Origin of the sequence: Spirulina subsalsa CS-330 (genome assembly GCF_028330765.1) — a bacterium.
In the GTDB taxonomy this organism is placed as follows: domain Bacteria; phylum Cyanobacteriota; class Cyanobacteriia; order Cyanobacteriales; family Spirulinaceae; genus Spirulina; species Spirulina subsalsa_A.
The window spans coordinates 45932-69523 of the sequence record NZ_JAQMTY010000145.1 but is presented as its reverse complement, the minus strand read 5'-3'; the positions used below and the strand labels follow the sequence as shown (position 1 = coordinate 69523).

At 52.0% G+C, this 23592-nt stretch carries 22 protein-coding genes; 9 read left to right on the top strand and 13 right to left on the bottom strand.

What is annotated here, in order from left to right:
- Positions 1-95: 95 nt before the first annotated feature.
- From PN477_RS09930 to PN477_RS09900, 7 genes are all read right to left on the bottom strand, one after another.
- Positions 96-365: an RNA recognition motif domain-containing protein gene (locus PN477_RS09930; protein ID WP_072622194.1), complete on the bottom strand. Its 270-nt coding sequence runs from the start codon at positions 363-365 to the stop codon at positions 96-98.
- 319 nt (positions 366-684) lie between these two features.
- The gene (locus PN477_RS09925; protein ID WP_272120013.1) at positions 685-936 is read right to left on the bottom strand and encodes an RNA recognition motif domain-containing protein; all 252 of its coding nucleotides are present in this window, start codon (positions 934-936) and stop codon (positions 685-687) included.
- A gap of 823 nt (positions 937-1759) precedes the next feature.
- Entirely contained in the window at positions 1760-2017 is a 258-nt protein-coding gene (locus PN477_RS09920; protein ID WP_272120012.1) for an RNA recognition motif domain-containing protein, read from the bottom strand.
- Between the two features lie 645 nt (positions 2018-2662).
- The gene (locus tag PN477_RS09915) at positions 2663-3469 is read right to left on the bottom strand and encodes a DNA adenine methylase (RefSeq protein WP_272120011.1); all 807 of its coding nucleotides are present in this window, start codon (positions 3467-3469) and stop codon (positions 2663-2665) included.
- Between the two features lie 69 nt (positions 3470-3538).
- Complete coding sequence (locus tag PN477_RS09910; protein WP_272120010.1) at positions 3539-4999, bottom strand: SNIPE associated domain-containing protein; 1461 nt, start codon at positions 4997-4999, stop codon at positions 3539-3541.
- Positions 5000-5175: 176 nt separating this feature from the next.
- Entirely contained in the window at positions 5176-6186 is a 1011-nt protein-coding gene (locus PN477_RS09905; protein ID WP_272120009.1) for an NAD-dependent epimerase/dehydratase family protein, read from the bottom strand.
- A complete protein-coding gene (locus tag PN477_RS09900; RefSeq protein ID WP_272120008.1) occupies positions 6183-7235 on the bottom strand; it encodes a Gfo/Idh/MocA family protein in 1053 nt (350 codons plus the stop codon). The genes PN477_RS09905 and PN477_RS09900 overlap by 4 nt, the downstream gene beginning before the upstream one ends.
- Positions 7236-7438: 203 nt before the next feature.
- On the opposite strand from PN477_RS09900, the gene PN477_RS09895 reads away from it, so the two are divergent.
- Entirely contained in the window at positions 7439-8746 is a 1308-nt protein-coding gene (locus tag PN477_RS09895) for a hypothetical protein (protein WP_272120007.1), read from the top strand.
- Positions 8743-9372 (top strand): Holliday junction branch migration protein RuvA, encoded by a 630-nt coding sequence (ruvA, locus tag PN477_RS09890; RefSeq protein WP_272120006.1) that lies wholly within the window; start codon positions 8743-8745, stop codon positions 9370-9372. The genes PN477_RS09895 and ruvA overlap by 4 nt, the downstream gene beginning before the upstream one ends.
- A gap of 188 nt (positions 9373-9560) precedes the next feature.
- Here ruvA and PN477_RS09885 read toward each other — a convergent pair whose 3' ends face one another.
- The gene (locus PN477_RS09885; protein ID WP_272120005.1) at positions 9561-11111 is read right to left on the bottom strand and encodes a helicase C-terminal domain-containing protein; all 1551 of its coding nucleotides are present in this window, start codon (positions 11109-11111) and stop codon (positions 9561-9563) included.
- A gap of 134 nt (positions 11112-11245) precedes the next feature.
- Positions 11246-12796, bottom strand: coding sequence for a pentapeptide repeat-containing protein (locus PN477_RS09880; RefSeq protein WP_272120004.1), 1551 nt, complete (start codon positions 12794-12796; stop codon positions 11246-11248).
- 68 nt (positions 12797-12864) lie between these two features.
- On the opposite strand from PN477_RS09880, the gene PN477_RS09875 reads away from it, so the two are divergent.
- The 3 genes from PN477_RS09875 to PN477_RS09865 are packed head-to-tail and all read left to right on the top strand — an operon-like array spanning position 12865 to position 14912.
- Complete coding sequence (locus PN477_RS09875; protein WP_272120003.1) at positions 12865-13737, top strand: prephenate/arogenate dehydrogenase; 873 nt, start codon at positions 12865-12867, stop codon at positions 13735-13737.
- Positions 13734-14420, top strand: coding sequence for an urease accessory protein UreF (locus tag PN477_RS09870; RefSeq protein WP_272120002.1), 687 nt, complete (start codon positions 13734-13736; stop codon positions 14418-14420). Before PN477_RS09875 ends, PN477_RS09870 begins: the two co-directional genes overlap by 4 nt.
- Before the next feature lie 51 nt (positions 14421-14471).
- Complete coding sequence (locus PN477_RS09865) at positions 14472-14912, top strand: acyl-CoA thioesterase (protein ID WP_272120001.1); 441 nt, start codon at positions 14472-14474, stop codon at positions 14910-14912.
- A gap of 144 nt (positions 14913-15056) precedes the next feature.
- On the opposite strand, the gene PN477_RS09860 is transcribed toward PN477_RS09865, so the two are convergent.
- The 3 genes from PN477_RS09860 to PN477_RS09850 all read right to left on the bottom strand — a co-directional run bounded on the left by PN477_RS09860 (position 15057) and on the right by PN477_RS09850 (position 18907).
- Positions 15057-16805 carry an ABC transporter ATP-binding protein gene (locus tag PN477_RS09860; RefSeq protein WP_272120000.1) on the bottom strand — a complete coding sequence of 583 codons (1749 nt, stop codon included), beginning with the start codon at positions 16803-16805 and terminating at the stop codon, positions 15057-15059.
- Between the two features lie 147 nt (positions 16806-16952).
- A complete protein-coding gene (locus PN477_RS09855; RefSeq protein WP_272119999.1) occupies positions 16953-18083 on the bottom strand; it encodes a transposase in 1131 nt (376 codons plus the stop codon).
- 128 nt (positions 18084-18211) lie between these two features.
- On the bottom strand, positions 18212-18907 hold the full coding sequence (locus PN477_RS09850; protein ID WP_272119997.1) for a retropepsin-like aspartic protease family protein: 696 nt from the start codon (positions 18905-18907) through the stop codon (positions 18212-18214).
- 189 nt (positions 18908-19096) lie between these two features.
- On the opposite strand from PN477_RS09850, the gene PN477_RS09845 reads away from it, so the two are divergent.
- The 4 genes from PN477_RS09845 (at position 19097) to rsmD (ending at position 23063) form a co-directional block, all read left to right on the top strand.
- Entirely contained in the window at positions 19097-20641 is a 1545-nt protein-coding gene (locus tag PN477_RS09845) for an adenylate/guanylate cyclase domain-containing protein (protein WP_272147227.1), read from the top strand.
- The gene (locus tag PN477_RS09840) at positions 20631-21179 is read left to right on the top strand and encodes an NUDIX hydrolase (RefSeq protein WP_272119995.1); all 549 of its coding nucleotides are present in this window, start codon (positions 20631-20633) and stop codon (positions 21177-21179) included. Before PN477_RS09845 ends, PN477_RS09840 begins: the two co-directional genes overlap by 11 nt.
- A gap of 139 nt (positions 21180-21318) precedes the next feature.
- Positions 21319-22509, top strand: a complete 1191-nt coding sequence (locus PN477_RS09835; protein ID WP_272119994.1) for a glycosyltransferase family 4 protein — start codon at positions 21319-21321, stop codon at positions 22507-22509.
- A gap of 20 nt (positions 22510-22529) precedes the next feature.
- Entirely contained in the window at positions 22530-23063 is a 534-nt protein-coding gene (gene rsmD / locus PN477_RS09830) for a 16S rRNA (guanine(966)-N(2))-methyltransferase RsmD (RefSeq protein ID WP_272119993.1), read from the top strand.
- 54 nt (positions 23064-23117) lie between these two features.
- Here rsmD and PN477_RS09825 read toward each other — a convergent pair whose 3' ends face one another.
- On the bottom strand, positions 23118-23591 hold the full coding sequence (locus tag PN477_RS09825) for a hypothetical protein (RefSeq protein ID WP_272119992.1): 474 nt from the start codon (positions 23589-23591) through the stop codon (positions 23118-23120).
- Between the last annotated feature and the right edge of the window lies 1 nt (position 23592).

The following is a 23592-nucleotide window of genomic DNA, read 5'->3' as shown; positions in this document are numbered from 1 at the left end:
ATTCCTCAAATAAACAAAAAGAATGCGCTGAGTGGGACAAGTCTGTTGAAAGTAATAGCTCTCCCACCAGCGCAGCAACCCATGATACCCAGTGTTTAGTACTTAGAGCTAGAACGGTTGTTTTCGCGGGGACGAGCTTCGTTCACTTTAAGCTCACGACCCATCCATTCAGCACCATTCAGTCCATCAATGGCTTCAGCTTCTTCTGTAGAACTATCCATTTCGACGAACGCAAAGCCACGCATCCGACCGGTTTCACGATCAGTCGGCACATGAACCCGCTTTACTGTCCCGTAGTCCGAAAACACTTCGGTCAGGTTCTCTGGGGTGATTGAGTAGGCAAGATTACCAACGTAAATTGACATAGATTGAATGTCTCCTCAAGGCAGTTTGAATAATTGTTGGAGATAAGGTTGTCGGAGACTAGCTGTTCAATAGCTGAGAGAAAAACCAATCAATACTGAAAAACAAATGCTATTACCGATTCTCATACTCATTGAATAGTATAGCACCCCGATAAAACTGCTTTTCACAGCGGATGTTGTTTAACCCTAACCTGTGCAGCAGCAAAAACATTGGGGGCAGATTCAAAAATTAAAATTCTGACCCCCATGAGGTGATCTCTATTCCCAAAACGTTATCCCTTAGTGACGCAGGATGATTCCAGCGGGATAATGCGTCGCCCTAGCGATTCTCGCGGGGACGGGCTTCATTAACTTTAATGTTGCGACCCATCCATTCTGCACCATCTAAGGTTTCGATCGCCTTTTGTTCTTCTTCTGAACCCTCCATTTCGACAAAGGCAAAACCGCGCATCCGGCCCGTTTCACGGTCAGTGGGGAGATGAACCCGCTTCACTGTTCCGTAGTCCGAAAACACTTCCTTGATGTCGTCCTGGGTAACGTCATAGGAAAGATTACCAACGTAGATTGACATGATTTGAAGATCTCCTTAAGGAGTGAATAATTATGTTAGGAAGTCAAGATTCTCGGCAACATGCCCATCAGTTGTTTCAGACAACTAATTCGATACTTAAAAAAAAGTGATGACCGATTTTCATACCCGTCCGATAGCATAGCACTGATACAACGCTTTCCTCGGAACTCCATGTCACTTAATCAACATAAATTAATTTTATGCTGGTCAAGTCAAAACCCCTAGGGAGTCGAAATTTCAAACAAGAGTGTATTTCCTGAGATGCTTTTTTGGCGAGGTTTTACACATTTGATTGAGGTCAAGCTTAATGAGGAATGAGGGTTAATGCCCATGTCATTGAAACTAAATCGATCAGGGCAGTGCCGATTTTCATAGCAGCGATCACCTAACCAAAAGACAGAGGTGTTTTGATGAGTGAAAACAATAGTTATCGGAAGCGTTGCTTGAACTTAGATGATGGGATTGATGGGCAGCGATGTCATCGTTTCATGATTCTTGCGAAATGGCTAAAATCTGGAGATCATAAAACGATGAGTTTGCTGCTTTGGCGATTTCCTGCTCACAATACAGTTATGATAGTGAACCCAAGCTGCATGGGCAGAAATTTCTTACCCATAACAGCTTAGGGCTATTCAATAACTGTCTAATGCTGCACCTCAGAGCAGTCTTGGCGACTACGATTCAGTTCAGCAATTGAAACACCACGAATTCGAGGAGAACAAATGTTTAGTGTAACTGCAAGACAACTCGTCCAACCGTAAGACTTCCGATGCTAAACTTTGCTTGTTGCGAATCGATTGGGGTCAAGGATACCGCTTCAATGTTATCTGCCGCGTTGTTCCCGTTCGCGAGCTTTATTGACTTTGAGGGTGCGCCCCATCCACTCGGCACTATCGAGAGCCTCGATCGCCTCGTCTTCTTCTGCGGATGCACTCATTTCAACAAATGCAAAGCCGCGCATTTTTCCTGTTTCACGGTCTTTGGGAACATAGACTCGCTTAACAGAGCCGTAGTCGGCAAAAACGGCTTCCAGGTCTTTCTCCGTAACTTCGTAAGAAAGATTACCAACGTAAATTGACATAATTGAATCTTTTCAATCAATGGGTTGTCTAGAGAGATAAGATTTTCGGAAACTAGCGGTATCAATAGCTGAGGGGAAAAACCAATCAATACTGAAACACGAACGCTACGACCAATACTCATACTCATGACTCAGTATAGCACTGATACGAAAATGCTTTACGGGAAATTGCCAGGAAGATACTGAAGAATTCTAAATAAATGTAACAATGGAGGCTGATGTGCTGTTGATTTCAACGATCCAGGGCAAAATCGCCAACAAAAGAGGTACATTTGATCTTTGTAGGTTGAAGCTGTGCAGGTATTGGCGGGCTTGATGATGATCCGGCTGACGGGCGATCGCGTCAACCGACGACCCTCCAGATATGGATGATTTTGAGTTGTGTGATTATAAGGATGTTGATTTCGAGAGTTTAGCCGTTGCTGCATCCACGGAACCCCACGACACAGGCGGGGTGTATCGCTTGATCCCCGCTACCGATGAAGGTGACCCGCACGGGACGCGAGTGGTTGATCTGAATCAATAAATTGAGAAAGTGCTATAGCAATCCTGTTTGATTCATGAACAGGCAAGGGGCTGAAGCCCCTTGTTGATGAGGAAATAAGATCTCCGATTGATTTAGGATCGCTATAGCTTCACTCTCAATTAATCTAGGGGAAAATTTGCGATTAATATCTCTTTTCCCATGGCAGCGTTGTTTTGTTTGTAGTTATTCATGCCATATTGCAACTGCCACGATCGCATCTCAAAATCTTGGTATTGTTCTCGAATATAGTCACAATTATCGTAGGTCATCAGCCAGCGATGACGACAGTTTTTTAATTCTGTGACTAAGCGTTCATGGTCAAACGATGTGTGAAGATGTCCTTTCTTGCCGTAGAGTTTGGAGCCGGTGACGGAATAATAGGGCGGATCGAGAAAAATCAAAACATTTTGACCCGGTTTTTGCACTAAAACACTGTAATCGGCGTGGGCGATTTCGATGGCTTCGAGAATTGCGATCGCTGCTTCCAATCGGTCAATGGATGATGGGGTAAATCGCTTGTGAAATGACGCATCAGAATACCCCCCCGAATCTGCCACGCCTGAAAAGGTAATCCGATTCAACACAAAAAAATCTACTGCCCGCTGAAAATCGGATAACTCATCTTCCCGACGCGCCATAATCTCCCGGTAAAGCGATCGCCCATCCTGATACTGTTGCCGAACGGCCCGCACCGCCTCCACAAGGCGCATTTTTTCAGTTTTTAGCTGACTCCAGAAGCAATACAATTCATAATATAATTCCGTTGCGAAAAACTGCTGCTTGGGATAATTCTGCACCGCAAAAAAGCTCACAGACCCTCCACCAAAAAACGGTTCTCGAAATTCAGCAAACTCGCCAATATAGTTTTTCAAGAATGCGATCGCTCTCGACTTCCCACCCGGATACCGCAACGGACTTTTAATCATTCTGGGTCATGACTCGGATTAACAGTATTGTTTAGTATACGCTCATTTTCAATGCGGGGTGTTGCGGGTCTAGTTTTCGGTATCGCTTGCCTTAGCGAGGGTTTTGCGATATTCGATCGCTTCTGCGACCTTGGTGAATTTTATTTCTGATTTACTTTGAATTAGTTCTTGATCAATCTTCTGAACTGCTTTCACTATTTCATCTAGTGAAACTTTGAAAAACTCTTTACGATTATTGACCTGATTTAATCGTCTCGATTCAAAATAGCGGTGTAGGTGCGATTCCAGGGCAGGAGCATTTTTAGAGTAAATCATGGCATGGACATCAAATGGAAATGGAACAGAGGCACTGCTTAATTCTTTAACTCGCTCGATGGGATCTAACCGTCGGGTCATCCCAATTTTATAAATATTGTCACCAAATGATCCTAGATTAGAAATAATATAAACATGGCCTGATTTTGTCATTTGAGCTTGAGATATGGCCCGCTCTTTATTTTCCCCGGCTTCTTCTAGTCGCTGTTGTAGTTCTTCAATTTGCTTTAATAGTTTTTCTTGTGCTTTTCCTGTGGCGGACTCAAATTCAAGCCTTGCTTTTTCTAATGCCTTTTGTTGGCGTTCCTCTTCTTTTTCTGCCTCTTCTTTTATTTTCTCTATTTCACGTAATGCTTTCTCTTCCTCTCGCATCTGTTCACGGATAGCGCGTTGCTCTTCTTTTTCATCCTGTTTCTTCTCTTGATATTCATGGGTCAAGTATAATTCTTCTAATTTGAGCTTTAGAAAATTCGACGTGATTTCGCAATGTGTAGATACAGATATTCTGTTTAAACTATCATAGGTTTTTTGGATTCGTCTTTCCATTGTTTGAATATTATTGTATTTAACTTTCATCACCGCAGCATCACATTCACCATTAAAAGCACGTAATACAAGCTTGATAAAGTCATCGGTCATTTTTTTACCTTTTTTCGCACTCCCTTCAACTGTCCATGCTGTATGACAAATAACCGCTATTTTATCTTTGATCATTTGCTTCTGTTGAGAGCGAATGACTTCTAATCGCTCCTTATAGGATTCGGACTCTTGGAAATCATATTTAGATTCATAGAATCCTGATCCTTCGAGTAACTCTTTTTCTTCTAGACTATCTAACTCTGATCTTAATAGCGAAATTTCGAGGGCAAGACGCTCTTTTTCTGTTGCTCCTTTTTGGGCTGTATCTTTGATTTTTAATTGAAGACTTTCAATATTGTGATCGAGTTCAGCGATACTTTGCACTTTTGACAAAATATTTTGATGAGCTTTGATTTTCTTAGAAATATTATTGATTTCAGTGTTTAGTTCTTTAAGCCTATCTTCTTTAGAAAATACATCACTATATTTTGTATTTAGTCTTTTAAATCTTGTTTCAACATCATTAAGACGTTTTTTGGTGCTAAAAAATTCTTGTTGGGTGTTCTGAAGTTTTTGAAAAACTAAAAACCAAGCTGCGGCACAAACACAGGATAATAGAAAAAACAGGTAGGCCATTCTAATTGTATTCTAAACAGTAAACAATTCAAAGCATTAAAAAATAGTAGTAGGGTGGGCATTACCCACCTTCTAGAAGCGCGTTTGACCCTAGCGTAACAGTTTGGGGAATCACTGGGGAGTTAAAAAGTCATGAAATGTGAGCAAAGAGTGAGAGACGGGTCACTCTGGGGGGGTTAGGCTTTGAGGAGTTCTTGATCGCCGCAACTGCGATCGAGGGATTCTTCAAAAGTGTATTTGGGTTGCCAATTCAAGACCGTTTTGGCGTGTTTGTTGGTGTAACGTAACGGTTTAAAGCGGCCGTGAAGTTTGGCAGGGACAACAATACCCGGCATTTTCGCTTTGCCCTCTAGGAAGGTTTGATTGATCCACCAACCGAAGCCGGCAATGGATTTCATCACCACCCATGGACAGTAATAGAGTTTGGGGGATTCGGCCCGCTTCATTAACTCCTTTGTGTATTGACCTTGGGTGGGTAAATTGTCATCAACAATGTTGATTGTTTCACCGATCGCACCCTCCGATTCTGCCGTAATGATCATCGCTTCGGCGCAGTTTTCCACATAACTGAGGGGCAACGTTCCCCGCGTGCCGATACGTAAGAGGACTGAGCCAAACTCAGCACCGAGGAGGGCGTGCCAGAGGTATTCTCGACCGTAGATCATGCCGGGTCTTAAGATCGTGACTTTGCCGTTATGTTCTGTGCCAAATTCGCGATAAAGCTCCTCTTGAATGAGCTTTGTTTGAGAATATTCGTCCCGGTTGATCACCCGTTCTTTGGTGACGAGGGGGGAATTTTCATCAAGGAGGCTGTGGGCGCGTTTTTGTTGGTATTCGTAGACGGAAAAGGTGCTGATCGCCACCAAGCGCGACACCTTCGCCTCGGCCATGGCGGCGAGGAGGCTTTCCGTGGCCATCACCGTTCCGGCGAATTGATCGTAAAAGTCCCCCGATTTGACGGCGGCGAGGTGGATGACGGCATCCACGCCGACGAGGGCGGCGGTGAGTTCGGCCTGTTGGCGGAGGTCGATGCGGACGAGTTCGAGGCGATCGCAATCATGCCAGGGAATGCGGGTTACATCGGTTTGGGGACGGACGACGGCTTTCACGTCATGACCCCGCCGCAGCCCTTCGGCCACGACATATTTACCCACAAAACCCGATGCGCCAGTGATTAGTAGTTTCATCGTTGATTGTCCTCTGCGACTAAAGCGTCAATTAAGCGGCTGGTGCGTTCCATATCGTCGTAGGAGATGGGCAGGGGTGTGCCGTTGATTAGGGCGGTATAGGTGCGATCGAGGAGAATTTTTAGACCTTCGTAGGGAGTGCGCTGCATGATTTTGCGGCGGAAGTTGCGGACGCTGGCTTTCATCAGGTCGAGACCGTTGCACCAGTGGTTGACGAGGGGGGAGAGTTGTTTACCGCCACGGGGATAGACGGCGCGGATGTAGGGTTGAAACAGGTCGGTTTCGGCGTAGCCTTCGGTGCCTCGGACACGGAAATGGAAGCCTTCGGGCATGGTGGTGCAACTGAACCGGAACCGGGCGTGAACGTTGTCGCCAATTACCAGCGCGTCTAGATCGTCGTATTTGAACAGATCGCCGCCGCCGTGGTTGTTCCAGGTGGCGCGAATATAGTCAAAGCTGGGCAGGTAGGGCAGGGCGAGATAGACGAGATGGGTGATCAGGTCGTGGATTACGCCGGCGGGCATTTGGTGGATCGGGCTGGGGAGGTTTTCGTCGGCAAAGCGACCGCCACCCCGGAGGCCGAGGGACATCCGCACTTCGATTTCTTCGATGTGGCCGAGTTTGCCCTGGGTGACGAGGTCATGAATGGCGAGGATCGGCTCATTGAAGCGATAGTTTTGGTCTTCGATCAGGGCGCGATCGCACTCCTGAGCGATCGCCCACAGTTCTTGAAAGTCTTGATAATGGGAGGCGATCGGTTTTTCACAAATTACATGAGCCCCAGCTTTTAAACAGGCCGTGGCGATGAATTTATGACTTTGGGGCGGCGTGAGGATATGCACGACATCGGGCTGCGCTTCGGCCAACATCTGGTTAAAGTCCGTGTAGGGTGCATCAGCACCATACCGCTGGGCAGCATAGCGGGCTGCGGCTCGCGAGAGGTCACAGACTCCCACTAACCGAGCGTGGGGACTGGCGGCAAGGAAGCTGAGATGTTCTTTTGAAATCACCCCAGTGCCAATTACCGCCGCTTTAAGCACGGTTGTCATGATTAACTGTTCTCCTGAACCAAGGATTATGAAGGGTTACTCACCAAACTCTATGCGGGCGTTTCCCCCGTGTTCCGGTATTTTAAGGTACGCCCCTAGGGTCACACCGTTTCCTGATATATTTCGCAAGTTGGTCAAACGGGGCGAGGCTGTACCGGCGTGACCGGAAAACCGTACAATCGTTGCAGGTTTTCCGTTGGGCAATGCACGATTCTTCTGGCCCCTATCAAAGTCGTTTGTTAAATGCGATTAATCGCGCTCGGATTGTGTGGGGCGATCGCCTTCAGCGCACGGTGCGATCGGCCCAGGTGGCAGCGGTGTGGGGTGTGCAAGTGTTGCTTTATCCCTTCTATGCGTTGACTCAATGGGGACGTAATTTCAGCCTGCAACTCGAAGGGTTTTTTAGTCCGTCTCCTCCCTTGAATTTGCAACCGGCCGACCCCGATACGCCGATTCAAAAACTCTTGGCTCAGGTGACGACCGGGACAGTTTGGGCGGATCTGGATCTCGAAGCGATCGCACCCCCGGCCCAACCGATTCGAGGCATTGCCAGCGATCGCACCACCCGCAGCCTCCTCCTCACCGCCCACGACAACAGCCCCATTGCCCTCCCCCCAGCGGCACAGCAACGCCTCGATCGCCACATTCGCCTTGAACTCGCCGACTACGCCTATCAAAACTATCGCCGCAAGGTGCAGGCCTATCGCACCCTGATTCCCGCCGCCCTCAGCCAAGATCCGCAGATTTGGCCCCCCTTGCGGCGGTTTTGGGCGGTGATGCGTTGGATGCAACAAAGTCCAGTAGCGATCGCCACTAATCTATTTCACGAAAACACCTTTTTTGAACCGCCGATCTTTCCCCTTGCTCTGCCGCCCGCCCTCACCCTGCCGCCGCCGCCGTCCCTCCCCTCAGCCTTGGCCAAACTCGATCCCCAAGTGGTGAGCCTCGAAACCCAACAGGCCACCCTCCAAGCCCGCTGGGTCGATTGGATGAAGACCCAAACCCAACAAGAAGCCCCGTCCGGTACGCTGCAAGGGTTGATCCAGAGCGCGATCGCCTATTTCTTCGGCCTCCAACCCCAACCCACCCCCTTACAGCCCCCACCCCCCCCGCCCAGACAGCCCTGGCTCCTCTGGGAAGACATCCCCAGCCCATCCAGCGGCTTCATTCCCTCCGTCCCCCGCAGCCGCTCCATCATTGACGACGAAATGGCCCTCGAACTCTATGCCGTCGAGCCGCCCCACCGCGACCCCTCGCCTCTGTCCCGCTTAAAACCACCCATGACCTCCCCCGCCGACGATGCCCCCGCCCCCCTCCGCCGCCGCGAATCCACCGCCGCCCCGCCGGACTATCAACCGGACTGGCTCGATATCCCCGCCGAACCCGTGGGCTATGAAAAACATTGGCTCGAAGTGGTGCTAGGGGCCTTTGACCGATTGATGGCACGGGTGGAAGATGCGGTAATTGGGCTGTGGCGACGGGTGCGATCGCGCCTCACCGGAGGGCGATGATTAGTTATCTCAAAGGTCAAGTGGTGGCGGTGCAGCGGCGCAATCAGCGGGTTGTGGCGATCGTTGAAGTGAATCAGATCGGCTACGAGGTGCAGATTCCCGGCCGGTGGGCGACACAATTACCCTGCGGCACGGGGGAGACCCTCCAAATTTTCACCCACCACCAAACCCGCGAAGATCAAACCCTGCTCTATGGCTTTGCGTCCATGGCTGAGCGGGATCTGTTTCGGCAGTTAATCGCCGTCAGCGGCATCGGGGCCCAGTTAGCGATCGCCCTTCTCGATGCCCTAGGGTTAGAGGAATTGGTGCAAGCGATCGTCACCAACAACACCCGCGTTCTGATCAAAACCCCCGGTGTGGGCAAAAAAACCGCCGAACGCATCGCCCTCGAACTGAAAACCAGCCTCGCCCAATGGCGCACCGCCGCCCAAATCACCCCACCCGCCACCGCCAACCTTGACCCCACCCTCCAAGAAGACGTAGAACTCACCCTCCTCGCCCTCGGTTACGACCAAGACGAAATCACCTCGGCCCTCATCCACCTCCACCAAGACCCCCAACTCCTCAAAAATCCTGTGCCGGAAACCTGGATTAAGGGGGCGATCGCTTGGCTCAGTCAAGGCTAGTGCAGCGTCAATGCCAAGAATCAGGATGTTTGTAGGGTGCTGTTAGCGAAGCGTAACGCACCGTCACGTTGAGCGTTGGACATTCAATACAATCCGAATATTAAGTCTTGACTTTGTACTAGGGTCTAATCTGCGGAGGTGGGGCATAGATATTGGCTGAAAAATAATGATGATTTTAGAATCCAGACTTAAACAAAATCAATCGTATTCACCCGCGCCATCGGCTCTAACGCCGTCAAAATCTTCGCCCCGTAGCTGCGATGATTGACCCGATTATCCAAGAGCGCCACCACCCCCTGCACCTCCCGCACCGGCACGATCGCCCGCTGCAATTCCTGCATTGCCACCGGCAACAAGTAGTAGTGAAACCAGTCTTGGTGTTGGTGTTTATAATGGCGGACACGACCAGCCACCAGGGGATTTTCCATCGATGGCAGGGGCAACGTGGCAATAATCAGCAACTGTGGCAAGGGTAATACCTCTTGATGGCAACGCCAGAACGTCCAGCCACAGACCAAAATCCCCTCTGGCGCAAGCCCCATCTGCTCCACCTTCACCCCAGAGCCAAACTCCGCCGCCACCGTTGCCGCCACTTGCCCGCGTAGGGGCACATCATCCACAATCACCACGACCGGACGTTTCAACGGGGCAATCCAATCGGGGGGTTGACGATGGCCCCGCCACTGACTGATCATGCCACCGCGACAGAGGCGCAACACTTGATCCAAGAGGCGAGGCTGAAAATCCCGCGTGTTGGGGAGAGGCATGCGATCGGGGATATAAAGCTGGATATAGTCGTTTTGACGCTGGGGGGAAAACTTGACTTGCATCCAATCCCCCAGGCCTAACTGTTGCCGATAGCGATGCCCCTTGTTGGTTTCCAGCCCTAAAAACCCGCCCATCAAAACAATCGGTTGTTGCTCCCAAATCCCCCGTAAGGGCTGATCTACCTCAATGGGCGCGAGGTGGAGATTGACCTGTTGCGTTGCAGGATTGCGGCTGGCCCAATGGAGTTGCCCCGGTTGCGGCCATTGCTGGCGGAATTGCTCCCAGGGGGGCGGTAGGGGGGCGGGGGGAAGTTGCCCGTGGAGGGTGGTGAGTTGGTCGAGTTCTTCAGGGTTGAGGGGGTGGCTGTGGTAGGGGTTGCTGGGACGGCGGCGAATGGCGTGGGTGATGCTTTGGTACAGATTCAGGATGATCTGTTGAGGGTCGGGTTGATCGGAGTGGGCGGGCCACGATCGCCACAGGGTATCCCAATCCTGGGGGGTGAGGGTGAGGGTGAGATGTTGGCGGGTGAGTTGGGCCCAATCGTCAGCGGGATCAATCAGGGTGGGAATCTGGGGGGGAAAGCCACCCCGAGCGGAGAGGCGATCGCAAAGCCAGGTTTCGGGCGTAGTCACCCAAAGCCCCTGAAACTCCGGCGGCATCTGCTCGCCGGTCTGCACTGTTTTTGTCACCCCAAACGCCGCTAAGAGGCGCGGAATATCAACGGTGAGCAAGGATTCATGGTGAAATTCCGGCGTGATCAGGACAACGGCATCGGGCCAGAGGAGGGCAGCCGCGAGATAGCTGAGGCGATAGGTGGCGGGACGAGTGGCGGTTTGGATCAGGGCCGATCGCCCAAGCCGGAAGGCACGGACGACGAGCCGAGTCAAGGTGAGATGGTGTTGCCAAAGGGGTCGGTCTTGCGATCGCAAAAATTCCAGCAACGCCTGATGAGCCTGAGCTTCAGTAATCATGAATCTGAACGACAAAAAACCATGGCAACCCGCTCATTTTAACGGTTTACCCGCCACCCTCGATGCCAAGAGGTGATGGAACCAACGTTGCCGTTGCTTTGCATCAGCCCCATGGCTTGCCAGCGATCGCGTGATTAAGCAAAACAATCCTGCATAAACTGGATCAAAATCTGGAGGGGCGGCAGGGACATTTCCGGCAACGCGGACTGCTCCGATGAATCCATTTCATCACCTTGCAACGCTGGAATATACTTCCCGAAATAGGGATGATGGTACAGGTCGATACTATGGTTATTCGCGTTCGTGAGCACCGTGTAGGTAGGCGACTCTAAAAACAGCGAGGCATCTTGGGGCATGACATTATCCTGCTCCGCTTTAACCAATGCTAAATGTTGCGTTAACTGTTTTAAGTCTTGGCTCCACTGTTGGAGAATTTCCTGTTTGACGGTAGACAACTCACCCTGAGGCGTGTGGGTCACCGCACTCAGCATCTTCTGAAGTTGTGTGCCGATCGCCTCAGAATCCAAAAATGGCAACATCACGCAATAGGCCGTCAAAAAAAGGTCAGAATTACGATTCACCGTAAAGGTTAGATAGGTGCGACGGGTGGTGATTTGGATGCTGGGTGGGTGTTCCATGCGGGGATAAGCCTGGGTGATCTGATGGTAGATCGTCGCCAAGGCAAGATTAGCCGAAAGATTAAACGGAGCATCAACGGCAACTTTAACCATCGGCCGGGTTTCCTTAAAAAAGGACTGCACCTGTTCCGATCGCAACTGTCGCACTTCCGACCCATCCCCCAAGGGACTCAGATCCACCCACTCGCAACTCAAATTTGTGGTTTTCAGGTTCGAGCGCAACACATTATGCAACATCGCTCCCGTCAATGTCGCGCCGGTGAGATCCGCGCCATCCCATTCCGCCCGCATTAAGCGCACCCGGCTGAGATCGGCATGGACAAGGCTGGCATTGATTAAGTTGGCATCCCGCAGATCTGCCCCGGTTAAACTTGCGCCGCTCAACTTGGCATCACTGAGGTCTGCCCCGGTGAGGTTCGCCCCGCTTAAATCTGTCCACCGGAGGTTTGCCCCCCGCAAGTCCGCCCCGGTTAAATCCGCACACATTAAGCGAGCATGGCTGAGATCGGCATCACGGAGATTCGCGGCAATCAGTTTCGCACGGGTGAGATCGCCGCTGCTGAGGTCAACTTGTTCAAGGTTGCCTTCGGTGAGGTTTGCGCCTCGAAGATTGGTTTCGCTGAGGTTGCAGTAGCTGAGGTTGACTTGGCGCAGACTCGCTTCGCGCAGGTCGGTTCCGTTTAAGTTGGCCCCGCTGAGGTTGGCCCCGCTGAGGTTGGCGCGTACCAGTTCAGAACGAATGATCACCGCTTCAATCAGTTCGGCGTTGCGCAGATCGGCTCGAATCAGGTTGGCGACGTTGAGTTGAGCTTGATTGAATTTGGCTCCGATTAGGTTGGTTCCACTGAGGCGGGCAACGTGCAGTTTGGTGTTGCTGAGGTCTGCGCCGCTGAGGTTAGCACCGCTGAGGTTAGCCACGATGAGCCGTGAGCCTTTTAAAATGGCTCCGCTGAGGTTTACGCCCCGCAGGTTCGCTTCGTTGAGATTGAGGGGGCCAAAATCTCGCTTGCCAGTTGCATAGAGATGGCAGAGTTCTTTAAGATTCATGGGGGGCAGGCGTGCGTAAACCGATACAGAGACGATAAGAAAATGCTATCAGGGATTTTTGGCTTGTGATGGATGTGGGCATTGTGGGGCTGGGGCTGATTGGGGGATCGTTGGGGTTGGAGTTACGATCGCAGGGCTATCGAGTCTTGGGCGTGTCCCGACGGCCGGAAACCTGTGAACGGGCGATCGCCAAAGGGATCGCCGACCGGACTAGTACGACATTTGACGTACTGTCGGCGGCACAACTCATTTTCCTCTGTCCTCCCCTTGATGCGCTACGCCCCACGGTGGAGGCTCTGATCCCTCACCTCAATCCTGAGGTGATCTTAACGGATGTTGGTTCGGTTAAGGCTCCAATTGTGGCGGCGATCGCGCCGCTGTGGCCGCGCTTTGTGGGGGGGCATCCCATGGCGGGGACGGCAGCACAGGGCATCGAAGCGGCTCAATCGGGCTTATTTCGCAATGCGCCCTATGTCCTCACCCCCACCGAGACTACGCCCCCGGACTGTCTGGCCACCGTGGCTGAGGTGGTGCGATCGCTCGGTTCCCAAATCTTCACCTGTAGCCCGCACCAGCATGATCAGGCCGTGGCCTGGATTTCCCATCTCCCCGTTTTCGTCAGCGCCGCCTTGATCGCCAGTTGCGAAGCCGAAGCCGATCCCGCCATCAAGGCCTTGGCGCAACAGTTTGCTAGCTCTGGGTTTCGGGATACGAGTCGCGTCGGCGGGGGAAACCCCGAACTGGGGATGATGATGGCGCAATATAATCAGCAGGCGGTGTTGCGATCGCTCCTCACCTACCGCGCCACCCTCGACACCCTGATCGAGCAGCTCCAGCACCAAAACTGGCAAGCCCTTGACCGCCAACTGCACGACACCGCCCGCGATCGCCCGCCCTACGTCGCTCAACCCGTTGCCCCATCCCCCGATTCCCCGCCATGACTCCCACTGCTGACCCCACCGCCCTGCTCCGCCTCCTCCAATTGGCCAGCCCCACCCTACCGATCGGGGCCTACAGCTATTCCGAAGGCTTGGAAACCCTCGCCGCAACAGGGCAACTCACCAACGCTGCTGACTTGCACGGCTGGTTAATCCAGCAACTTCAGCACGGCACGATTCGCATCGATGGGGCGGTGTTGTTGCGGGCTTATGCAGCGGCGCAAGGGGGAGATTGGGAGGCGGTGATTCAGTGGAATCAATGGTTAAGCGCCAGCCGCGAAACCGCAGAATTGCGCCAATCGAGCCAGCAAATGGGTCAAGCCTTGCTGAAATTGCTGGGGGATTTGGTGACTCCACCCCTGCCTTGGCCCGTGGCGGAGTTAACGCCCTGTAATGGTGCGATCGCCTTCGCTCTGGCCGCCTGGCAGTGGCAACTTGACCCCCAAACCGCCCTCTTGGGCTATCTCCAAAGTTGGGCGACGAACCTGATCAGCGCCGGGGTCAAAGTGATTCCCCTGGGGCAAACCGCCGGTCAACGTCTCCTGTGGGGTCTTGATCCCCACCTTGACCAAGCCCGACAACAGATCAGCCAACTGGATGATCACAATCTCAACAGTTGTGGCTGGGGACTTTCCCTCGCTAGCATGGCCCATGAAACCCAATACAGCCGCCTCTTTCGCAGTTAAATCCCTGCCGCCGTCCATCGATCCCCCCCGTCGTTCTCGCCCAGCCCCGCCATGACCCGACTCTTTCGTTACACCTGTACGGTTCCCCTGGGGGCAACGGATGCGGCGGGGGTGATCTACTTTGCGCGGTTGTTCGACCTCTGCCACGCAGCCTATGAAGCGGCCTTTATTGCGGCGGGCTTATCGCTGCGGCAGTGGTTCGAGTCCGGGGCGATCGCTCTTCCCATCGTCCATTGTGATGCTCAATTTAAACAGCCGATTCGGTGGTGCGATCGCCTCCAAATCGATCTCCACACCGACACCCTCAGCCCCACCGCCTTCCAACTCCGCTACACCCTCTACACCCTAGACCCTGAACCCGTCCTCGCCGCCATAGCCACCACCAAACACGTCAGCATCGATCCCACTCGCCGCCAACGGGCCCTCCTGCCCCCCGAATGCACCGCCTACCTAAGCTGCGGCCTAAAATTCGAGGCTGATTCAGCATCCTAATGGCATGACACAGGTTAATCGGTGGGTTACGGCGGATTGCTAGATCGCAGTTATAGTCGATAGTCTAGCCGCCTAACCCATCCTACAATCAAGCCTGATTTTAGCTATGCCATGACAGTAGAGAATTGACGAGAAAAAATCATGTTAGAGAATCGCCTCGGTGAGTTCCTGCTGTTGCCAGAGGTCTTGGTAGAGTCCTGGCTGATGGATTAACTCATCATGACTCCCCATTTGCACAATCCGACCGTGATCCATCACAAAAATCCGATCCGCCGTGGCTGCTGCTGACAATTGGTGGGAAATAAAGAGAATCGTCTGATTTTGGACATTGTTCGCCAAAATATCTAAAATTTCCGTCGCGGTTTGATTGTCAACACTGGCCAGGGCATCATCGAGGATCAACACTGGAGACGAGAGCAGGAGGGCCCGCGCCAGAGACGTGCGTTGGCGTTGGCCGCCGGAAAGGGTGATACCGCGCTCGCCGACGAGGGTGTCGTATTGGCGGGGAAAATTGAGAATTTCGGGGTGAATTTGGGACTGCTGGGCGGCTCCTTCGATGTCGGATTGTTCGGCGAAGGGTTGACCGTAGCGGATATTTTCGCGAATTTGGGTGCTGAAGAGAAAACTATCCTGGGGAACGTAGGCGATCGCTTCTCGCAAATCCGTTAAACGCACCTTCGTAATATCACAACCATCGAGGAAAATCGTCCCCGCATCGACATTCAGTAGCCGAGGAATGGTATTCACCAAGGTAGATTTTCCTGACCCAATCGGCCCGACGATCGCCACCGTTTCACCGGGATTAATCACAAAGGAAATATCATCAAGGGCCGGTTTTGTTTGGTCTGGATAGGTGAAGGTTAAATTTTGCACCGTGAGTTTACCATCGACTAATTCCGGGGGCAACACAATCGCGGTGGATTCTGTTTGAATTTGAGGGTCAGCCGCTAAAATTGTTTCGATGCGATCAATACTGACCTCACCCCGCTGATAGGCCGTAATCGTAAACCCAAGGAGGGCAGTGGGGAAAACTAAGCGTTCAACATAAATTAAGAGGGCGACAAAATCCCCAATGGAAATAGACCCCTGTTCGATCGCACCCGTACCGAGCCAAAGCAGCACCAAGAGGGAGAAGTAGACTAAGCCTTCAATAATGGGAAAGAGTAAATTTCGGGTGCGGGCTAGGGTGAGATTACTTTCTAGAACGCTGTGATTTTGGACTTGAAAACCGAGCTTTTCGTTGAGTTCTTGGGCGTAGATTTTAATCAAGGCAATGCCGCTAATGTCTTCTTGGATCAGTTGACTCAGATCAGATAGGGATTCTTGCACGTCGCGCTGTTGTTCCCGTAGCTTTTCACTGAAGAGTTGCACGGTGATCAGCATCAGGGGATAAACGGCCAGGGAAAAGAGGGTTAATTTAATATTTAAGCCCAACATCACCGGCAAGGTGAGGGTATAGGCAAAGAGTGTGTTCACTAAACTGAGGATTGCAAATCCTAAGAGGCGGCGAATATTATCCACATCGCTAGTGGCGCGGTTCATTAAATCGCCGATGCTGTTGGTGGCGAAATAGGTGGAGTCGAGGCGCAGCAGGTGTTGAAAAATGCGCTGCTTGAGGTCAAATTCCACTTGCCGCCCCACGCCAAACATGATGATGCGGGAAAACATCCGCATCACCCACATGATTGAGGCGTAGACAAAGATCAGGACGACGTAGCGAAAAATGACGTTGAATTGCAATGCGCCTTGAAGTTGATCGATGCTGTCCCGGATCAGGAGGGGGATGTAAACACCGATGATATTCACAATCAGCAGTGCCACGATCCCAAGGGCAACCTTTGGCCAGTGGGGACGGAGATATTCACCTAGTTTTCGGAGTCGTGAATTCGCCATGATTTTGCCCAAGTCTTTGCTTACAGTGTGGCTTCGCCAATTTTGAAGCTCCCCGCGCTAAAGCGACGGGGATTCTCAGTTCTAGCCCACAGCAACCCTAGGTCGCTGCGTATTCACTGAGTTACCTTTTTGCATTTCTGCTCGGTCTCAGACCGCAGGAGAACAAAAGTTCTGGGGATCTTCAAAAGCCCCATCCTGAGGAACGTATAGCCCCAAAGGACATGCAAAACCATCCCACTGCGCGATATTCACAGCAGCATTAAAATCTGCATTGACTTGGTAGCCATCAAAGCCCACAAAGTTATGCCGATATCGCTTGCCTAGAATCCCGTTGCGGTTGTCGGATTTGCTGGTGTATGGTGCTGGTCTGAGAATTAACGTTCGACCGAGTAGCTCCATTTTGTAAGCTGTCTTTAGTTGTAAGTCATAGAATGACCAACGATGTCGGCTGTTGCCAGCGTCAGAACGTTGTTTTTTGGATTGGCGCATGGTTCCCCGGCAACCGCTCAAATCTTCCATGACTACATCTGCATTATGGTAGTCGGCAAACTGAGAAATAGCCTTACTGATAGCATGATTAACCTCACGCATCCATCTAGACTCTTTGTGATTGAGCTTTTTAATTGCCCGCTTTTTGCCCGCTTTTTGAAGCTCAGTTCTCAGCGTTTGGAACCGTCTACGCTTATGCTTAACCTCCCTACCCCTAAAGAACCGTGATTGACCATTAGGCGTAGCAATAACAGCTATATTATTTTGACCACGGTCACAACCTACCCTATGAGCTGAAATTACCTCAGGAACATCCTGGGTAACACTACACAGTGCAAACCACTGTCCTCGAATCAAGGCAATCTTGAGAGACCCTTTCGTTACGCCATCCTCATCAATCAGCCTATCTAGCAGTGCTCCATGGTGCGGGTTGGCAACCGTTAAAGGGACTCGCTTAACTCCCTTAATTGTGGGAAAACTGACAGAGTATGTATCACCCACCTTAGCCACTTTCCAATTTTGCTGATTGGCCTCAGGCAGCATCACACGATACCGCTTGACCTTTTTAGCTGTCTTGGATGTAGTGTTTCTAATGACCTGGTTAGCCAGGGCAGAAGATAGGTTGGTGACTACTTTTGCCGTAGTGAGTTTACGCCGTTCAGCCAAAGGTACTTTAAGCAACCTGTTAGCGAGATCTGTGCATTCTGCTGTCATCTCTGCAAACATGGATTTCTTGACCCCGTTAAGGTCATGAAATTTAAGCTTTAGTGTGGTAGTGACTTTAGGCATAAGACCACTATAGCAGAGTATTACCTATATGGGTAAATGCGAATAAATTCGCCATTGCTTTTCATCCCTGGGTTAAAACCTCAGGGCTTTCAAGCTATCGTGATCTTCTGTAAGCCTAGCAAGGATCGTTATGGTGTGGGGGCGGAGCGCGATCGCAGTTCGATCACGTCTTCTTTGATCGTCACATCATAGGAACCATAAACATTTTGCCCCAATAGCCCCATGCCACCAAGGGCCAGTTCATCAACGCCATCCGTCACCGCAATTTCAACATTATTCAGGGAAAGATTCCCCACCTGCACCGAGGCCACCATGCCATAGCGGCTGGGCACAACGCGGCCATCCGCCACCGTGACCAAGGCTTCCCCCAAGATGACTGGATCAATGCGGGCGGCGACACTGGGCAAAATCATCGTCGTAGAGGCCCCGGTATCGAAGAGCATCGGGACGGTTTCGCCGTTGAAGGTGACGGCGACGACGGGAATGCCGCTACTGCGCTCCAGAATGGGGATGGTGAAGCTATCAGAGGCGGCCACGGGTTGGGCGGCTTCGGCGCTGGGGAGGGGGTTGCTACAGTCCCAGCCGGTGATGAAGATGTTGCGATCGGCGAGGGTTTGGAGGCGACTTTGATACACTGTAAGACGGGCTGCGTCTTGGGGGGCGAGGCGTTTCATTTCGGTGAGAATGCGGACGGCTTGGAACCAATTTTGCCCGCAAATGGACTGTTGCAGGAGGCGGTTGAGACTGTTGTCGGCACGGCTGGGTTTTGGCCAGAAGAGACAGCTACTCCAGAGGACTGCGATCGCAAAAGCCCGAAGATTCATGACATTTTTCATTACGCGAAGGGAAAACCACCTCAATTATGGAAAGGGATGGCTGGAATGGCAACGGATCAAACGCCATGGGATAGGTTTGCCCTTGCCCTCAATTCCAGAATCAACGGATTTCCTCGATTCTAATGTGAAGACAGATAAGATATATCACTGCGCTTCTGCTCCTAACGTTGCTAAATTATGTCGCTGTTAAGCCCTGTTGAACATGAATTACGCTTGTTTCTACCGGCAAAGCTGTACACCTTGGCTTGGGTCAAACCGGACACGGCAACCCTAACGGTAGTGTTTGAGCACCTCCGCACCCTCCGCCACATCTTGGAGCAGTACGTTCCCCCCACCATTGCCACGGCTCCCCCCATTCCCGGCCAAAACCGCTCGATCTGGCAAGCGGGTACGCTCTTATTTACGGATCTCGCGGGTTTCACAACCTTAATGGAGGCGTATTTTACCCAGGGCCATCACGGGGCGAATGAACTGCTAGCGGTGCTCAATCGCTACTTTGGGGCGATGGTGGAAATTATTAGTAAGTCGGGGGGGAATTTGTTGGAATTTACCGGCGATGCCCTGTTGGCGGAGTTTCCCTGCGATCGCCAAGGAGACGATATTCTCCGCGCTGTGCGAGCGGGGCTACGGATGCAGCGGGCCATGGCGGATTTTGCCCACATTGAAACCCAGCAGGGTTCCCTCTCGCTGCGAATGCGGGTGGGGATTCACACGGGCCGCTTTCTGACGGTGGACACCGGCACACCGGCCCGAATGCTGCGGATGTTGTTAGGCCATGCGGTTCACCAAGCGAAGGGGGCAGAAGGGTCTGGAGTGGTGGGCCGCGTCTGTTTAACTGCTGCGGCGGCGCGTCAGTTACCGCCGGACTGGACGGTTGAACCCCTGTCGCCCCATCATGTGCTGGTGGTGGATAATTTTGCCGATGAATTGGGGGAATACGATATTACATTTCGGCGGCGGCGGGCGAGCGGCTCGCTTTTGTTTGACCGCACGCCGGCCGGGTTCACCCAGGAAATTACCACCCTCGTGCGTCAGATCACACCCTTGGCGAGTTATTTGCCGCGGCCGGTGTTGGAGTTGGCGGTGATGAATGTCAGTCAGCGACAGATTCCGGCTCGGTTTACGCCGTTAACGGTGATGTTTGTCAGTGTGATTGGGGTGTCGGCAGCTTGCGATCGCGCCCATCCCGACGAGGAAGCGGCCTTGGTGCAACATTGTGGTTATGTGCTGTCGTTAATTGATGGCCTCGTTACCGCAGCGGGGGGGATTATGAAAAACCCCACCTATCAATTAAATGATCCCGATATTTTGATTTATTTCGGGGCCCTGAGTCGCTACACCGATGATTCCCGTCGGGCGGTGCAGGTCGCTTGTCAAATTCAAGCGATGATCGCTCAACTGCCCGCCCTGCAAGTGGGGGAACAACCCTACCAACTGGCCTGTCAGATTGGCATTGCCCAGGGGTTGGTGTTTGCCGCCGAAATTGGCGAACCGAGGGGACGACGGGAGTTTAATATTTTGGGTGATACAGTGAATATTGCGTCGCGGCTCACCAGTCGGGCCCAGTGGGGGCAAACTTTGATCACGAAAAAGGTCTATCAATCGGTGCGGAATGAGTTAGGCAATACAGCGGCGATCGCCTTTACCGATCTAGGGCGAGTCGCCCTCAAGGGGAAAGAACGAGAAATGCAAATCTATGCGGTGATCGCCGATGCCCATTGAACCGGATCACTGGGAAACTCTGGTAACCTTGGCGACGGTGCGATCGCCCTGGCTGACGTTGATCGCTGAACGACTGCGCGATCGCACCGGCCAAGACCATGACTACTGGCGCGTCGAAAAAGCCGACTCGGTGATCATCCTCCCGATCCATCGCCATCACATCCTCTTACCCGCTCCCCAATACCGTCCCGGTGTGGGGCAGGCCACGTGGGACTTTCCCGGCGGGCGGGTTCCGGACGGTGGCAGTCCAGAGGCGATCGCCCCGGCAATCCTCACCCGCGAACTCGGCATCACACCCGACGCGATCAGCACCCTTACCGCCTTAAACACCACAGGCTGGCTGATCAACAGTTCCTTTTCTAACCAAAAACTCTACGGTTTTGTTGCCGAGCTTGACCCCCACCATGATCCGCCCTCCCTACCCGGTGGCGCTCGCTATCCCCACACCCGCGCCGGAATCACCCAACTGCGGCAGGATCTCACTTGCTTGCAATGTCGAACCGTTTTGATAGAGTATGGTTTAGCACAGCAAGACTAGAACGTTCCCAGACCCAATGTGTTACAGCGGTGTCCGTGGCATTTGGCCTCGGGACTCACACCCTGCCCACTCGCTATCATGCTGCATCGGATTGTCTCCACGACATCCACCGAAAGCGGCATCCATCCAATCAATTTCAATGAAAATTCTTGTTCTAGCTTGGGAGTTTCCGCCCCGTATCATTGGTGGGATTGCGCGTCATGTCGCTGAGTTGTATCCCGAATTAGTGGCCTTGGGCCACGAGATTCACCTGATTACCGTCGAATTTGGCAAAACACCCCAGCAGGAGGTAGTAGACGGTATCCATCTGCATCGGGTGGCGGTGGCCTATGGTAATGATTTTTTCCATTGGGTCGTCAACATGAACGAGAGCATGGGGAAATATGGGGGAGAGCTAATCGCCGCCATGGGGGATTTTGACCTGATCCATGCCCATGATTGGCTCGTGGGGGATGCAGCGATCGCCCTCAAACATCGCTTTAAACTCCCCCTCCTCGCCACCATCCACGCCACGGAATACGGCCGCTACAACGGCATCTACACCCCCACCCAAAGCTATATCCACAGCAAAGAGGTGCAACTGTCCCACGAAGCCTGGCGCGTCATTGTCTGCACTGAACATATGAAACGCGAACTGCAAATCGCCTTTCACACCCCCCCGAACAAACTCGACATCATTTACAACGGCATCCGCGCCGCCAAAAAGAATCTCGATCCCAACTTTAACTACAGTGCCTTCCGCGATCGCTTTGCCCTCAACACGGAGAAAATTGTCTATTATCTCGGCCGCATGAGCTATGAAAAAGGGATCTCCGTGTTGATCGCCGCTGCACCCCGCGTGATTGCCGAGATGAACGGCAACGCCAAGATTGTCATTATCGGCGGCGGCAATGTGGATCACCTCAAAGAACAAGCGTGGAACCTGGGCATCGGCCATAAATGCCTATTTACCGGGTTTATGCCGGAACAGGAGTTAAACCGATTTCAGGTGATTGCCGACTGTGCCGTGTTCCCCAGTTTGTATGAACCCTTTGGCATTGTGGTCTTAGAAAGTTTTGCGGCGCGAGTGCCGGTGGTGGTGTCGGATACCTGCGGCCTGCCGGAGGTGGTGGAGCATGGCAAGACGGGGGTTGTCACCCAAACCAATAACCCCGATTCCCTCGCCTGGGGGATTTTAGATGTGCTGAAACATCCGGACTATGGCGCAATGTTGGCTAAAAATGCCTATGAAGATCTCAACCATAAGTTTCATTGGCGGCGCTTGGCGAAACAAACAGAGTTGGTCTGTCAGCGGGTGCTCCGTGAGCGGCAATTGGTTCACTGGAGTTAGGGATGGAGTGAGGCAAACCGATGCGCATCTATGGTAATCGCCGGATTAAAACCCTCCCCGGCCAAACGGTGCGCCCCACACCAAGCCGAGTTCGAGAAGCCATTTTTCAAATGTGGCGCGATCGCATCTCCGGCTGTGATTGGCTTGACCTCTGCGCCGGGTCGGGGGCAATGGGGGCGGAGGCCCTGTGTCGGGGCGCGGCTACGGTGACAGGGATTGAAAAATGGGGCAGGGCCTACAGCGTGATTCGTGACAATTGGCAAACCCTGGCTCAACCGGAGCAGCAGATTAAAATTTTGCGCGGTGATGTGGTGGTGATGCTGGCCAAGCTCGCCGGCCGTCAGTTTGACTGTATTTATTTTGACCCGCCCTATGCCGGTGAACTCTATCAACCGGTGTTAAGCGCGATCGCCGCCCATCACCTCCTCGCCCCAGGCGGTGAAATGGCGGTGGAATATAGCCCGCGCCAATGGCAACCGACGGAGATCGCGGGGCTGACGTGCGATCGCTCCAAAACCTACGGCAACAGTGCGATCGTGTTTTATCGCTCTTGAAACTCTTGATTGAACTGCATTCCAAGCTCAGGTCTACAATCCGAACATAATATTTTATTGAGAGCTAGTGGATTGATTCCGAGCAATTGTGTCTTGGTCTAACTGATCCTCTCGCTTTTTAACATTATTTTCACTAATCATTGAATGGCTATCAGATAAGTGGTCATTTCTGTTATAGTTCGCATTTGTAGATCCTGCTAAATTACTAACAATTGAAACAGCAATACCTGCAATTGTTACTGTATTTGAAAATTGTTTAGCAAGCCGTTTCAATAAACCGGGATTGGCAAGCTGATCAGTACGACCTAAAGTTCGCCAGAGGCTTTCCAGGAGAGCTAAATTATGCTCAACTTGGCGAATACTTTGTTGACATTCTTCAATGATGACATCTAGAGAACGATCCGCACCTTCTAAGGTTTGGTCTGTTAGTTGGTGAGTCAGTTTCTCTACTTCCTCAATATGTTCAACAAGCTGGCGAAAGGTTTGATCAAGTTCATCACAATGAGCTTTAATACTGGAAGTACTCATG

Bases quoted from the DNA above. Each gene is read 5' to 3' on its own strand.
- PN477_RS09870 (WP_272120002.1), top strand. From the start codon at position 13,734: ATGACTCCCACTGCTGACCCCACCGCCCTGCTCCGCCTCCTCCAATTG.
- rsmD (WP_272119993.1), top strand. From the start codon at position 22,530: ATGCGCATCTATGGTAATCGCCGGATTAAAACCCTCCCCGGCCAAACG.
- PN477_RS09840 (WP_272119995.1), top strand. From the start codon at position 20,631: ATGCCCATTGAACCGGATCACTGGGAAACTCTGGTAACCTTGGCGACG.
- PN477_RS09925 (WP_272120013.1), bottom strand. From the start codon at position 936: ATGTCAATCTACGTTGGTAATCTTTCCTATGACGTTACCCAGGACGAC.
- PN477_RS09845 (WP_272147227.1), top strand. From the start codon at position 19,097: ATGTCGCTGTTAAGCCCTGTTGAACATGAATTACGCTTGTTTCTACCG.
- PN477_RS09850 (WP_272119997.1), bottom strand. From the start codon at position 18,907: ATGAATCTTCGGGCTTTTGCGATCGCAGTCCTCTGGAGTAGCTGTCTC.
- PN477_RS09825 (WP_272119992.1), bottom strand. From the start codon at position 23,591: ATGAGTACTTCCAGTATTAAAGCTCATTGTGATGAACTTGATCAAACC.
- PN477_RS09905 (WP_272120009.1), bottom strand. From the start codon at position 6,186: ATGAAACTACTAATCACTGGCGCATCGGGTTTTGTGGGTAAATATGTC.
- PN477_RS09900 (WP_272120008.1), bottom strand. From the start codon at position 7,235: ATGACAACCGTGCTTAAAGCGGCGGTAATTGGCACTGGGGTGATTTCA.
- PN477_RS09860 (WP_272120000.1), bottom strand. From the start codon at position 16,805: ATGGCGAATTCACGACTCCGAAAACTAGGTGAATATCTCCGTCCCCAC.
- PN477_RS09920 (WP_272120012.1), bottom strand. From the start codon at position 2,017: ATGTCAATTTACGTTGGTAATCTTTCTTACGAAGTTACGGAGAAAGAC.
- PN477_RS09930 (WP_072622194.1), bottom strand. From the start codon at position 365: ATGTCAATTTACGTTGGTAATCTTGCCTACTCAATCACCCCAGAGAAC.
- ruvA (WP_272120006.1), top strand. From the start codon at position 8,743: ATGATTAGTTATCTCAAAGGTCAAGTGGTGGCGGTGCAGCGGCGCAAT.
- PN477_RS09885 (WP_272120005.1), bottom strand. From the start codon at position 11,111: ATGATTACTGAAGCTCAGGCTCATCAGGCGTTGCTGGAATTTTTGCGA.
- PN477_RS09910 (WP_272120010.1), bottom strand. From the start codon at position 4,999: ATGGCCTACCTGTTTTTTCTATTATCCTGTGTTTGTGCCGCAGCTTGG.
- PN477_RS09895 (WP_272120007.1), top strand. From the start codon at position 7,439: ATGCACGATTCTTCTGGCCCCTATCAAAGTCGTTTGTTAAATGCGATT.
- PN477_RS09855 (WP_272119999.1), bottom strand. From the start codon at position 18,083: ATGCCTAAAGTCACTACCACACTAAAGCTTAAATTTCATGACCTTAAC.
- PN477_RS09880 (WP_272120004.1), bottom strand. From the start codon at position 12,796: ATGAATCTTAAAGAACTCTGCCATCTCTATGCAACTGGCAAGCGAGAT.
- PN477_RS09915 (WP_272120011.1), bottom strand. From the start codon at position 3,469: ATGATTAAAAGTCCGTTGCGGTATCCGGGTGGGAAGTCGAGAGCGATC.
- PN477_RS09835 (WP_272119994.1), top strand. From the start codon at position 21,319: ATGAAAATTCTTGTTCTAGCTTGGGAGTTTCCGCCCCGTATCATTGGT.
- PN477_RS09875 (WP_272120003.1), top strand. From the start codon at position 12,865: ATGGATGTGGGCATTGTGGGGCTGGGGCTGATTGGGGGATCGTTGGGG.
- PN477_RS09865 (WP_272120001.1), top strand. From the start codon at position 14,472: ATGACCCGACTCTTTCGTTACACCTGTACGGTTCCCCTGGGGGCAACG.